Below are 12,263 nucleotides of genomic sequence, written 5' to 3'. Positions count from 1 at the left end.
GTGAGTCGGCAACGCAAAGTTCTCAGTGCCCGCGAATGTAGTGCTCCAGTTGCCGGATCAAATCGGCCTGCTCGACGATGGCTTCCTTGACCAGATCGCCGATCGACAACAGCCCGATCAGTGCGCCGCTCTCCAGCACCGGCAGATGGCGCAAATGACTGTCGGTCATGACCGCCATGCAGCGCTCGATGCTCTGCTGACTGTCGGCGGTCACCACCGGCGCACTCATGATCTCGCGCACCGGCGTACCGACCGAAGATCGCCCTTGTAGAACCACCTTGCGCGCATAGTCACGCTCGCTGATGACGCCGACCACCTGCCCGTCTTCGATGACGGGCAACGCGCCGACGTTTTTCTCGGCCATCATTTTCAGGGCGTCGAGGACCATCTGATCCGGCGCAATGCTGTGCACCTGCTGGTTTTGCACGACTTTCAGTTTCAGCAACTGTGCGGCTGTCTTCATCAACGTTCTCCGATACGGTTCAGGGCAGCAATCAAGCCGCCGCGACTTCCACGACGCCGGCGTTCAGGCGCACCGGCCATACGCGCAGGCGCTGTTCCGGGTACTCCAGGCAACTGCCGTCTTCAAGACGGAAATGCTGTTTGTAGATCGGCGACGCCACCACCAGATCACCCTTGAGGCTGCCGATCAGTCCGCGGCCGATGACGTTCGCGCCGGATTGCGGATCATGGTTGTCGATGGCGTAGAGGGTGCGACCTTCGGCCTGCGGCAGGTAGAACAGCGCCACCTGCGCGCCGTCGAGCCAGACGACGACGCCGGAGTTGCTGACCAGATCCTGTTGGCTGCACACCGCCTGCCAGGCTTGAGCATTGGCGGCCGTGGCAAGGGCGTTGACACGCTGGGTATTGGACTGGCTCATCAGGCATTCTCCTCGGTGACAGGGATAAGGTTGAGTTCGGCGGCCATGATCGGCCGGCGTTGACCGCGTTCCTGAACAAAATGGATGTCCGGATCCGGGCGTTGATCGTTGACGAAGGTGCGGAAGCGCTTGAGTTTTTCCGGGTCTTTGAGGGCATTGGCCCATTCGCATTCGTAGCGGTTGACCACCAGTTGCATCTGCGACTCGAGTTCCGCGCCAAGTCCCAGGCTGTCGTTGATGACCACGTCCTTGAGGTAATCCAGGCCGCCCTCCAGGCTTTCGCGCCAGACCGAGGTGCGCTGCAACTTGTCGGCGGTGCGGATGTAGAACATCAGGAACCGGTCGATGTAACGGATCAGGGTTTCATCGTCGAGGTCGGTGGCGAACAGCTCGGCATGACGCGGACGCATACCGCCGTTACCGGCCACGTAGAGGTTCCAGCCGTTCTCGGTGGCGATCACGCCCACGTCCTTGCTTTGTGCCTCGGCACATTCACGGGTGCAGCCGGAAACCGCGAATTTGAGCTTGTGCGGCGAGCGCAGGCCTTTGTAGCGATCCTCGAGGGTCAGGGCCATTTTCACGCTGTCCTGCACGCCGTAACGGCACCAGGTGCTGCCAACGCAAGACTTCACCGTGCGGGTCGATTTGCCATAGGCGTGCCCGGTTTCGAAACCGGCCTCAATCAGCTCGGACCAGATGTCCGGCAACTGATGCAACTGCGCGCCGAACAGGTCGATCCGCTGGCCGCCGGTGATTTTGGTGTAGAGGTCGTATTTCTTCGCCACCACGCCGATCGCGATCAGCTTGTCGGCGGTGATCTCACCGCCAGCGATGCGCGGCACCACCGAATAGGTGCCGTTTTTCTGCATGTTGGCCATGAAGGTGTCATTGGTGTCCTGCAACGGCACCAGCGAGGCGTCCATGATTGGCTGGTTCCAGCACGAGGCGAGGATCGAGCCCACCGCCGGTTTGCATACGTCGCAACCGGTGTGGCCGCGACCGTGCTTGGCCAGCAGTTCTTCGAAGGTGATCACCCCTTCTACCCGCACCAGTGCGTAAAGCTCCTGACGGGTGTAGGCGAAGTGTTCGCACAGGCTCTTGTCGACACTGACGCCGCGAGCAATCAATTCATGCTCGAACACTTGCTTGAGCAGCCCCGCGCAACCGCCGCAACCGGTGCAAGCCTTGGTCTGCGACTTGAGCAGGCCGAGGTCGGTGCAGCCACCGTCGATGGCCGAGCAGATCGAGCCCTTGGTGACGTTATGGCACGAACACACCGTCGCCGCCTCAGGCAGCGCGCCCGGGCCCAGGGTTGGCGCGCCGGTGGACGATGGCAGAATCAGGCTGGCCGGTTCCGGCGGCAAGGCAATGCCGTTCTGCATGTATTGCAGCAAGGTGTCGTAATAGCTGTTGTCGCCGACCAGTACTGCGCCGAGAACGCGTTTGCTGTCAGCATCCACCACCAACCGGCGATAGCTGGCCGTGGCTTCATCGATGAACTGATAACTGCGCGCACCCGGTGTCTGGGCGTGGGCATCGCCGATGGAACCGACATCGACGCCGAGCAGTTTGAGCTTGGTCGACATGTCGGCGCCCTGGAACGGCTCCGCCACTTGATTGCACAGCAGCGTCGCAACGCCACGAGCCATTTGATAACCGGGGGCGACCAGACCGAAGAGGCTGCCGTTCCACGCGGCACACTCGCCGATGGCGTAGATATTCGGATCGCTGGTCAGGCACTGATCGTCAATCACCACGCCGCCACGCGGACCGATGTCCAGCGCACATTGCCGGGCCAGCGCATCTTGCGCGCGGATCCCGGCGGAGAACACGATCAGGTCGGCTTCGAGGAATTCGTCATTGGCAAAATTCATCCGGTAGCGGTACTGCTCGCCGGCACTGATCGACTGCGTGCCACGGGACAGATGCACACCCACGCCGAGACGCTCGATTTGCGCCTTCAGCGCCAAGCCACCCTGCTCGTCCAGTTGCACCGGCATCAGGCGCGGGGCAAATTCCACCACATGCGCTTCCAGACCCAGGCTTTTCAGAGCGTTGGCCGCTTCCAGACCGAGCAGGCCACCGCCGACCACCACGCCGCGCCGGGCATCGGCCGCGGCGGCACGAATCGCGTCGAGGTCTTCAAGGGTGCGATAGACCAGGCGCGAGTCACCTTCAGCACCTTCAATAGGCGGCACAAACGGATAAGAGCCGGTGGCCAGAACCAGTTTGTCGTAAGCGACGCAACCTTGTGCGGTGATCACCTGGCGTCGCGCCCGGTCGATTTCCAGAACCGGTACGCCCAGATGCAGGGTAACGCCCGGCGTCTGGTACAGAGAGGCTTCGCCCAGGGCCAGCGACTCGGCATCGCGACCGCCGAAGTATTCGGACAGATGCACACGGTCGTAGGCACGCATCGGCTCTTCGCTGAAGACATGCAGGCGGTAATGGTCGAGGGCGCCGCGCTCGATGAGCTGCTCGACACAATGATGTCCGACCATGCCATTGCCGATCACGATCAGTGTTTGCAGTTTGTTCAACGCGGCAACATTGGAATTCATAGTAAGCACCCAGCCAAAGCCAATCACGGTTAAAAAAGCAAAAAAAAACGCCTGAAACCTCTCGGTTTCAGGCGTCTTTGCCTGTTCTTCGCGGTGTTCGACCTGGCGCCTTCGCCGGATCCACCGATGTTGCCCACGACCTGCTCGGCCGGTCGATCTTCGTTGATCGAGTGGGCTGCCCATCTGTTTTCGATGGACCTGAGGGGATCAATGCAGCCTTTGTGCCAGCCAGCGGCTTGACACTTCACCCGTGCTGAAACCTAACCGCGGAACAACTTGGCGACCGTGGGATAGGCCTGTTCTGGCGGGGGGAGGACGGTCTTTCAGAAGTGGTTGCGCGGATCGCTGGGGGCACTGGCAGAGGATAAAACCCGGTGCACCGCTCACGGTGGGTGCACGTTTTTATGGCATCGCGCTTTATAAAAGTGCATGTAGCGGTTTTTTCGAGGCTTTCACCGTTTATAGGAAGTGCGCGCCAGATCATTAAACATCGGTTGAAGGCATCTGTTTAAGCGCTATCAAGGTTACTTCCTGCAAGCTACAAGATCTTGCGCCATTGCCTACGCTTACGCCAGAATCCGCCGGCTTGTGCGCCTGGGGGCTGCTCGGTAACTTGGTTCCCGTCACTGCCCATCAGTGATCGGGTTTAGCAGCCCGTTGATGTCAAGACGCACGATGTCCCTATCAATCAGGTATCCCAGCCTGCATTTGATGGTGGCTGTGCGCAGGGCGCTTCGGCGCGCCGATTTCTTGGCTCATCGGTCTGCTAACCTGCGCACAGCTGCCTCCCTCTCGTTTAGCAGCGAACGGGTTGTAGCCTCACTCCTATGAGTGATAGAGCCAATGTTCAAGGTAACGCCAAACCCACCGGACACCGATCCGGTCTCCCCCTACGAACCCGATTCAAAGAAACTCAACGAGGCCGCCGAGCGGGCCCTCGACTTCCACTTCCCGTCGAATGCCGACATCAAAGCCACCGCGCGTAAACCCAGCAAGCTGTTTGCCGTGGACCCAGAGGCGACGACCGAAACCCTGGCGGTTTTTTTGGTCGAGACGCTGGCCTCGGTCGATGTGATGGTCCATCAGTTGGTCGATCATCTAGAGGGTGAGTCTCGTCATGCCCTGCTGGGCATTTCAAACAGCATCATGGTGGCGGAGATCACCGCGAACCGGGTGCTGGATCAAATGAATCCGCCTGAGTAGGTGCGGTCTGCCGTGGTGAGTGACTGACGCAGGGTTGTGCAGTGGCTCCTTTTTTGGGGCCGCTGCGCGCCCCAGCGGGAGCAAGCTCCCTCGCCACAGGTTTCTCGCTAAGCGTCGCCTGTTTTTTCCTCGATACCTGCCCGTCTAATCTTCCGGTGTTGCGGTGGTGTTCGCCTGCCCTCAACTGGTAGCCTGAGCGCCCTTGCCTGCATGTCTCTGATGGATCACCGTCGCGCGAAGACGCCTCGATGGTCACTTCATCCCTTTCAATCAAGACAACGGTGACTCTCTTGATCAGCAGCACCTCCGCATTTGCCCGCGATATCGACGGCAAAGCCATTTCTGCCCAGGTTCTCGACGAGGTCCGGGAAGAGGTTCTGGCCCTGGCCGGCCAGCAAATCTATCCCGCCCTGGCGGTCCTGTTGGTCGGCGACGACCCGGCCAGCCACGTTTATGTGCGCAATAAACTGCTGCGCGCCAAGGAAGTCGGCATCCGCTCCCTTGAATACCGTCTGCCGGAAACCGCCAGTCAGGCCCAGGTCCTGGAACTGATTGCACAACTCAATGCCGATCCCACGGTGAATGGCATCCTGGTGCAACTGCCCTTGCCGGATGCTATCGATGAACAAGCAGTGATTCATGCCATCGACCCGATCAAGGACGTGGATGGTTTTCATCGGGAAAACGTCGGTGGGCTGGTGCAAGGCTTCGAGGTTCTGACCCCGTGCACGCCCAGCGGCTGCATGCGCCTGCTGCGCGAGACCTGCGGTGATGACTTGAGCGGCTTGCACGCCGTGGTTATCGGCCGTTCGAACATTGTCGGCAAACCGATGGCGACCTTGCTGTTGCAGGCCAACTGCTCGGTCAGCGTGGTGCATTCGCGCAGCGTCGATGCCCCGGCGTTGTGCCGGTTGGCGGATATCGTGGTCGCTGCGGTGGGCCGGCCAGAATTGATCGACGCCAGTTGGCTCAAGCCCGGTGCGGTGGTGATCGATGTTGGCATCAACCGTATCGCCACCGAGTCCGGCGACCGTCTGGTGGGCGATGTCGATTACGCCAGCGCCCGCACCGTCGCCCGTGCGATCACCCCGGTGCCCGGTGGCGTCGGGCCGATGACCATTGCCTTTCTGCTGAAAAACACCCTGATCGCCAGCCAGTTGCAACGCGCCGCGCTGGCCCGCGGGCAGCAGCCGGTGGACGACCTGGCGTTGAACTGAGCACACAATCAGTCAGTTAAGACACAGACCCTGTGGGAGCGGGCTTGCCCGCGATGAGGGCGAGTCAGTCAATATCAATGTTGACTGATACACCGCTATCGCGGGCAAGCCCGCTCCCACAGGGATTGTGCTTGACTGACATTGGGCTGTGTCTTGCACATTTTCTGCGATTGGCCGTCGAAGACGCGATTACTTCCCGGCGTGCAGCACCTGCGCTTGCGGCATCGCCGAAGAGTGATGGTTGAGAATCTTCCACTGACCGCCTACTTGCTCGTAGACGAAGGTGTAACGCGCCTGCACCTGACGGGTCTTGCCATCGGCCTCGGTCAGGAAAAAGGTGTAGACGCCGCTGTCCATCGCCACGTTGGCGCCCAATGGACGGATCTCACGGTAGTTGATCTGCCCCACCGGCTTGAGCGCCATGAAGTGATCGAAGTAGTCCTTGATCTGCGCTGGCGTGGTGCGCACTTTATTGGAAACCGTCGGCTGCAGCACGGCGTTCGGCGCGTACAAGTCGACCACGCTTTGAACATTGCCGCTCTTCAACGCGCTATTCCATTGATCAAACAGTGCGGCGATTTCGCGATCCTTCACGTTAGCGGGCTGTTCGGCCACGCTGCTGTAAACGTAAGGCACTGCCTCCAGAGCTTGGGCCAACGGGGCGGTCAGGGCGAACAACAGGGCGATGGTTAAGGTCTTGAGTTTCATTGCACTATTCCAATGGTGGTCGATGGCGACACTGTGCCGCTCGAAACGCCACCCGCCATCGGCCAACCGGAGTCATTTGCCTATGCCATTCGGCAGATAGCGCCCTGCCCCGTTAACACGGTTTAATGACGCCCCTGCCCGAACGGGCGTGCCTGCGCCGGAACCCGCCCATGCAAATTCCTGATCATGACCCCGGTAGCGCCCTGGCCATTCGCACCCAGTATCGGCAATCGCAAAGTCGCGCCGCGCGGCTGCGGTTGCTGGTGGATACCGGCCAGGAACTGACGCAACTGGCCCCCGAAGCGATGCGCCAACGCGTGCTGCAACGGGCCTGTGCCTTCCTCGCGATGGACCACGCGCTATTGCTGGAATGGGACGAGGATGCGCAAGTCAGGACCACCGCCAGTCACGGTAGTCGTGATCGTTTAAACAGCCTCGAACACCTCGCCGATACCGCGATGCGCACTCCGCAATGGCAGGAGCAGCCTAGCGCCGTCCTGCCCAACGTGCTGCGGGTGCCTTTGCGCGGTGGCGATGGCGCGGCCTTTGGTGCGTTGGTGCTGGCCAACAGTGTCAGCATCAGTGCGCCGGACACCGAGGACATCGAATCCCTGCAATTGCTCGCCACCCTGCTGGCCGCGCACCTGGAAAACCAGCGTCTGCTGGATGCACTGGTCGCGCGCGAGCGCACCATGTCCGATCTGGTGCATCGGCTGTTCAGGGCCCAGGAAGACGAACGCAAACGCATGGCCTACGACCTGCACGACGGCCTGGCGCAAACCCTCGCCGGGCTGCATCAGCGCCTGCAAGGTTTTGCCGGTCGCTGCCCACCACTGCCCGACGAACTCGGTGCGGACTTACAGACGATTCTTGCATTGGCCCAGCATTGTGTCGGTGAAGGCCGGCAACTGATCAGTGGCCTGCGCCCGACAGTGCTCGACGACTTTGGCTTGCTGAAGGCGGTCGACAAAGAAGCGGATCGCCTACGTGACGCCGGGATCAAAGTGAACTGGAGCACGCGTTGCGAAGCACGCTTGCCCAGCCAGGTGGAAATCGCCCTGTTCCGGATTGCCCAGGAAGGCATCAACAATATTCTCAAACATGCACAGGCCAGCCACGTCGTCCTGGCGCTGGAACTGCACGAAGAGCAAGCCTCGCTGCGGGTGGACGATAACGGCAAAGGTTTTGCCATGGAACAACGCCTCGACACCTGCGGTGCCCGGCACCTGGGGCTCGCGGCGATGCAGGAACGCGCGAGCCTGCTGGGCGGTGATTTCACCTGTGTCAGCCATGCACATGACGGAACGCAACTGCGCGCCACCGTGCCCTCCGACCTCAATGGAACAGCTCAATGACTGAAGTTTTACGTCTGGTTCTGGCGGACGATCATGAGGTCACCCGGACCGGCTTCGTCGCGCTGCTGGCGGGCCATCCGCAATTCGAAGTGGTCGGCCAGGCCCGCGATGGCCAGGAAGCGGTAGACGCGTGCGAACGTCTGCTGCCCGACATCGTGATCCTCGACATTCGCATGCCCGTGCTCAACGGGTTGGGCGCGGCGCGGATTCTTCAGCAGCGCCTGCCAACCCTGAAAGTGGTGATCTTCACCATGGACGACAGCCCGGATCACCTGGAAGCGGCGATGAATGCCGGTGCCGTGGGCTACCTGCTCAAAGACGCCAGCCGCGATGAAGTGATCAACGCCCTGCAACGCGTCGCCGCGGGTGAGGAAGCCCTCAATAGCGCGGTCAGCGCCCGTCTGCTACGGCGCATGACCGAGCGCAACACCAGTGGCGCCGCGCCTGCCGAAACCCTGACTGCCCGCGAACGCCAGGTCCTCGGGCTGGTGGCCGGCGGTTTCAGCAATCGTGAAATCGGCGAAGAACTCGGCATCACTACGGGCACGGCCAAGGCCCACGTGGAACGGGTCATTGGTAAACTCGGCGCCGCCGACCGAACCCAGGCGGCGGTCCGTGGCATCGCCTTGGGTCTGGTGACCCAGTCATGAAGGCTTCAAACGCTCGACGCTGGGCCGATCTGCCGTTACGTGGCAAAGCCCTCGTGGTGATTTCCCTACCGTTGGTGATCCTGTTGCTGTCGCTGGTGCTGATCTATACCACCGAGCGCCAGACCGCACGCGCGGAAGAGGACGTGCGCCGTGTGCTGCTGGTGCAAGGTGACATTCAGGCCGTACATACGCTGCTCGCCGAGGCTGCCGCCAGCGTGCGCGGTTATTTGCTGACTCGCCGCGAGGATTTCCTGCCGGGTTATCGGCAAGCCAAGCCCTTGATCGAATCCGCACTGCGACGGCTCGACAGCAACGTTCGCGACGTGCGGGTGCGCAAACATCTGGAGGCGATTACTCCGTTGATCGAGACCAAGGTCGAGGGCCTGGTTGAACTGCTCGATGATCGCAACGCTACACCCGAGTCGGTCACCACGATTCTGATCAACAACAAGCACATCCTCGACGAATTGCGCGAACGCATCAGCGCCATGCGCACCCTTGAAGACACGCTGCTGGCCGAGCGCACGGCGGCCGCCGCCTCCACTCGACAGCGGTTGTTGTTCTCCACCCTGCTGGCCGCTGCGTGCGGGTTGTTTGGCGCCATTGTGGCGGTGCTGTTCCTGTCCAAGGGCATCGTCGCCCGGGTCAAACAGGTCCAGGGCAACGCACAACGCCTGGCACTCGGTCAGCCGTTGTTGCCGCAACCGCCGGAGAACGATGAGATCGGTCAATTGGGCACACGTCTGGTCGAAGCCGGGCTGTTGCTGGCCGAACGTGAACGGGCCTTGCGCGATAACGAAGAGCGCTTGCGGCTGATCATCGACGGGGTGAAGGACTACGGTATTTTCGCCCTCGACACACAGGGCTTCGTCACCAGTTGGAATGCCGGCGCCGAACGGATCAAGGGCTACACGGAGCAAGAAATCGTCGGCCAGCATTTCTCGGTGTTTTATCTGTCGCAAGAATGCCCGCAGCATCCCGACATGGCGCTACGCGAGGCCACTCGCGACGGTCATTACATGGAAGAGGCCTGGCGTTGTCGCAAGGATGGCAGCCGCTTCTGGGCCAGCGTGGTGATTACCGCGCAATACGACAGCAGTGGCGCCCTGCGCGGTTTTTCCAAGATCACCCGCGACATCACCGATCGCCGTGCCGCCGAGATCGCGCTGAGCACCGCACGGGAAGAAGCCGAACGCGCCAGCCGCGCCAAAAGTGAATTCCTGTCGCGCATGAGCCACGAACTGCGTACCCCGCTCAACTCCATTCTTGGCTTCGCACAACTGCTGGACATGGACTCGCCCAAGGGACAACGGGCGCAGATCGGTCACATTTTGCGGGCCGGGCAACACCTGTTGACTCTGATCAACGAGGTGCTGGACATCGCCAAAATCGAGGCCGGGCGCCTGCCTCTCAACGTTGAAGCCGTGCCCTTGGCGGTGGTGCTGCAAGAAGCCTTGGCACTGGTTTCCCCGATGGCCTGCGACGCCGGCATTCAGCTGGTTGAACTGCCGATGCTGGCCGCCGACAGCGGAATCGTCGCCGATCGGCAACGTCTGGTTCAGGTGCTGCTCAACTTGTTATCCAACGCGATCAAATACAACCGGCCCGAAGGCAAGGTGCACATTGAGGTCAGGATTCTTCAACAGCGAATTGCCGTGGCGGTCTGCGATACCGGCAAGGGCATTGCGGCCGATCGACTGGAGCAACTGTTCAAGCCGTTCGAGCGCCTGGAGACCGATCCGAACGTGGAAGGTACCGGCCTGGGCCTGGCCTTGAGCAAGAGTCTGTTGGAAATGATGAACGGCAGCCTGACTGTCAAAAGCCAGCCCGGCGCGGGTTCCAGTTTCACCCTGGAACTGCCCTTCGTGCGCCTGCAACCAGCCATCAAATCGCTTGCTGCACGCATCAACCACCCAACGGTCACAGCCGCCCTCACCGCTCCCGATTATCAGGGCAAAGTGCTGTGTATCGAAGACAATCTCTCGAGCCTGGCCCTGATTGAAACCCTGCTGCAACGACGACCGCACATCCAGTTGCTCTCAAGCATGCAGGGGCAAATGGGTCTGGACCTGGCTCGTCAACATGCGCCGCAACTGATTTTGCTCGACGTGGTGCTGCCGGATCTTGATGGTTTCAATGTTCTGCAACGCTTGCGCCAGTCTTCCATCACCCGCGCCATTCCAGTGCTGATGATCACCGCCGATGCCAGCGACCTCACTCATCTGGCATTGCTGGAAGCGGGAGCGACGGCGGTGCTGACCAAGCCGATTCACATCCCTTCATTCCTCGCCCATCTTGACCAGCATCTACCGGAGCCCGTGTGAACACTGACCTGCGCATTCTGATCATTGACGACCAACGGCCTAACCTCGATTTGATGGAGCAGCTGCTTGTCCGCGAAGGGCTGACCAATGTATTGAGCAGCACCCAGCCGCTGCGAACCCTGGACCTGTTCAACAGCTTCGAGCCTGACCTGGTGATTCTCGACCTGCACATGCCGGAGTTCGACGGCTTTGCCGTACTGGAACAGCTCAACCGGCGCATCCCGGCCGGCGAATACCTGCCGATCCTCGTGCTCACCGCCGACGCCACCCGCGATACCCGCCTGCGCGCGCTGGCCCTGGGTGCCAAAGACTTCATCAGCAAGCCACTGGATGCCCTGGAAACCATGCTGCGCGTCTGGAACCTGCTTGAAACCCGCGCGCTGTATAAAGCCCTGCGCACCCTGATCCCGGCAGATCAGATCGAGTTGCTGCGCCAGTTAAAGCCGCACCCAGTTAGCTGACTGAAGGGGCGGAATCACCGACGCTTTGCTACTGAAAGTAAGGTCACGAGGCTGGTTCGGTATTTTGGCGACCGGCTGCAGAAAGCCCAGCAAGGCCTGCTGGGTGTCATGCCAGGCTGTCGGGTGTTCCATGTCGAGGAAGTGCCCGGTGTTCTTGATGGTCTGAAACTGAGCCTGACGGGTATGGGTCGCAAACAGACGGGCATCTTCCACCGACGTGTATTCATCCCAATCACCGTTGATAAACAGCAGCGGGACGTCGATGGCATCGGCACAGGAAACGTAGCAGTGCGTGTCCTGGGTCAGCACCTCATTGACGTGAAAATGCATCTGCCGGTATTCGTGTTCGTCCAGGCTGCTGACATGGCGCTCATTGAAACGCTTGAACAACGACGGCAGGTGCTTGCCGATGGTGCTGTTGATCAAGCGCCCGACATTGCGCCGATCGCAGGCCTGGAGAAAATGCCGACCGCTTTCCAGATAATCGCGCATCGGCGTGTTGATCCGTGCGGCGAATGAACTGATCACCGCCTTTTCGATCAGGCGCGGCCGCTGAGCCAGCGCCAGCAAAGTCGCCGCCCCACCCCAGGAAAAGGACATCACATGCTGCGCGCGAAAGTGTTCGATCAACTCCAACAGGATGGCGGCCTCGTCTTCCTTGCGGATCGGTTGGTCATGCTGGTTGTGCTGTTTCGATTGACCGGCGTAGGGCTGATCGTAGAGGACTACGTTGAAGCGTGGCCGCAGGTAACGCACCGTCTGGGCAAAAGATGCGGTCGTTGCCAGCGAGCCATTGACCAGAATAATGGTCTTGTCGGCGGTGGCGTTGAGATAATGCTCGGTATAAACCTTGTACTTCTTACCAATCTCGACGATCGCAGTTTTCAGCATCATGTCACTCTC

The 12,263-nt window shown here is 60.7% G+C and carries 11 protein-coding genes; 6 read left to right on the top strand and 5 right to left on the bottom strand.

The window, feature by feature from the left end; genetic code table 11:
• Window positions 1–22: 22 nt before the first annotated feature.
• Genes ACZ3HH_RS24185 through nirB form a run of 3 tightly spaced genes read right to left on the bottom strand, consistent with a single transcriptional unit; the run spans window position 23 to window position 3,442 of the window.
• Window positions 23–463 (bottom strand): CBS domain-containing protein, encoded by a 441-nt coding sequence (locus ACZ3HH_RS24185; protein ID WP_465808386.1) that lies wholly within the window; start codon window positions 461–463, stop codon window positions 23–25.
• Window positions 464–494: 31 nt separating this feature from the next.
• Window positions 495–881, bottom strand: a complete 387-nt coding sequence (gene nirD, locus ACZ3HH_RS24180) for a nitrite reductase small subunit NirD (RefSeq protein WP_123358847.1) — start codon at window positions 879–881, stop codon at window positions 495–497.
• A complete protein-coding gene (nirB, locus tag ACZ3HH_RS24175) occupies window positions 881–3,442 on the bottom strand; it encodes a nitrite reductase large subunit NirB (RefSeq protein ID WP_465808384.1) in 2,562 nt (853 codons plus the stop codon). Before nirB ends, nirD begins: the two co-directional genes overlap by 1 nt.
• 843 nt (window positions 3,443–4,285) lie before the next feature.
• Here nirB and ACZ3HH_RS24170 point away from each other — a divergent pair.
• Entirely contained in the window at window positions 4,286–4,645 is a 360-nt protein-coding gene (locus tag ACZ3HH_RS24170) for a DUF6124 family protein (RefSeq protein ID WP_465808382.1), read from the top strand.
• Window positions 4,646–4,935: 290 nt separating this feature from the next.
• Window positions 4,936–5,862 (top strand): bifunctional 5,10-methylenetetrahydrofolate dehydrogenase/5,10-methenyltetrahydrofolate cyclohydrolase, encoded by a 927-nt coding sequence (locus tag ACZ3HH_RS24165; protein ID WP_465808380.1) that lies wholly within the window; start codon window positions 4,936–4,938, stop codon window positions 5,860–5,862.
• Between the two features lie 189 nt (window positions 5,863–6,051).
• Here the strand turns inward: ACZ3HH_RS24165 and ACZ3HH_RS24160 are convergent, their stop codons facing one another.
• Complete coding sequence (locus ACZ3HH_RS24160; protein ID WP_465808378.1) at window positions 6,052–6,570, bottom strand: SgcJ/EcaC family oxidoreductase; 519 nt, start codon at window positions 6,568–6,570, stop codon at window positions 6,052–6,054.
• A 170-nt stretch (window positions 6,571–6,740) separates the two neighbouring features.
• Between ACZ3HH_RS24160 and ACZ3HH_RS24155 the strand changes: the two genes are divergently transcribed.
• The 4 genes from ACZ3HH_RS24155 to ACZ3HH_RS24140 are packed head-to-tail and all read left to right on the top strand — an operon-like array spanning window position 6,741 to window position 11,360.
• Entirely contained in the window at window positions 6,741–7,925 is a 1,185-nt protein-coding gene (locus ACZ3HH_RS24155) for a sensor histidine kinase (RefSeq protein ID WP_465808376.1), read from the top strand.
• Window positions 7,922–8,575, top strand: coding sequence for a response regulator (locus ACZ3HH_RS24150; RefSeq protein WP_465808374.1), 654 nt, complete (start codon window positions 7,922–7,924; stop codon window positions 8,573–8,575). Before ACZ3HH_RS24155 ends, ACZ3HH_RS24150 begins: the two co-directional genes overlap by 4 nt.
• Entirely contained in the window at window positions 8,572–10,899 is a 2,328-nt protein-coding gene (locus ACZ3HH_RS24145) for an ATP-binding protein (RefSeq protein ID WP_465808372.1), read from the top strand. Before ACZ3HH_RS24150 ends, ACZ3HH_RS24145 begins: the two co-directional genes overlap by 4 nt.
• The gene (locus tag ACZ3HH_RS24140) at window positions 10,896–11,360 is read left to right on the top strand and encodes a response regulator (protein ID WP_465808370.1); all 465 of its coding nucleotides are present in this window, start codon (window positions 10,896–10,898) and stop codon (window positions 11,358–11,360) included. Before ACZ3HH_RS24145 ends, ACZ3HH_RS24140 begins: the two co-directional genes overlap by 4 nt.
• On the opposite strand, the gene ACZ3HH_RS24135 is transcribed toward ACZ3HH_RS24140, so the two are convergent.
• Complete coding sequence (locus ACZ3HH_RS24135) at window positions 11,337–12,254, bottom strand: alpha/beta fold hydrolase (RefSeq protein WP_465808368.1); 918 nt, start codon at window positions 12,252–12,254, stop codon at window positions 11,337–11,339. The genes ACZ3HH_RS24140 and ACZ3HH_RS24135 overlap by 24 nt on opposite strands.
• Window positions 12,255–12,263 lie beyond the last annotated feature (9 nt).

The sequence above is a fragment of the Pseudomonas sp. PME37.24/025 genome (assembly GCF_055556615.1).
This window is presented reverse-complemented; position numbering and strand designations above follow the sequence as displayed.

Coding starts and splice junctions, on each gene's coding strand:
- ACZ3HH_RS24170 (WP_465808382.1), top strand. CDS start 4,286: ATGTTCAAGGTAACGCCAAACCCACCGGACACCGATCCGGTCTCCCCC.
- ACZ3HH_RS24150 (WP_465808374.1), top strand. CDS start 7,922: ATGACTGAAGTTTTACGTCTGGTTCTGGCGGACGATCATGAGGTCACC.
- ACZ3HH_RS24160 (WP_465808378.1), bottom strand. CDS start 6,570: ATGAAACTCAAGACCTTAACCATCGCCCTGTTGTTCGCCCTGACCGCC.
- ACZ3HH_RS24135 (WP_465808368.1), bottom strand. CDS start 12,254: ATGATGCTGAAAACTGCGATCGTCGAGATTGGTAAGAAGTACAAGGTT.
- ACZ3HH_RS24155 (WP_465808376.1), top strand. CDS start 6,741: ATGCAAATTCCTGATCATGACCCCGGTAGCGCCCTGGCCATTCGCACC.
- nirB (WP_465808384.1), bottom strand. CDS start 3,442: ATGAATTCCAATGTTGCCGCGTTGAACAAACTGCAAACACTGATCGTG.
- nirD (WP_123358847.1), bottom strand. CDS start 881: ATGAGCCAGTCCAATACCCAGCGTGTCAACGCCCTTGCCACGGCCGCC.
- ACZ3HH_RS24145 (WP_465808372.1), top strand. CDS start 8,572: ATGAAGGCTTCAAACGCTCGACGCTGGGCCGATCTGCCGTTACGTGGC.
- ACZ3HH_RS24185 (WP_465808386.1), bottom strand. CDS start 463: ATGAAGACAGCCGCACAGTTGCTGAAACTGAAAGTCGTGCAAAACCAG.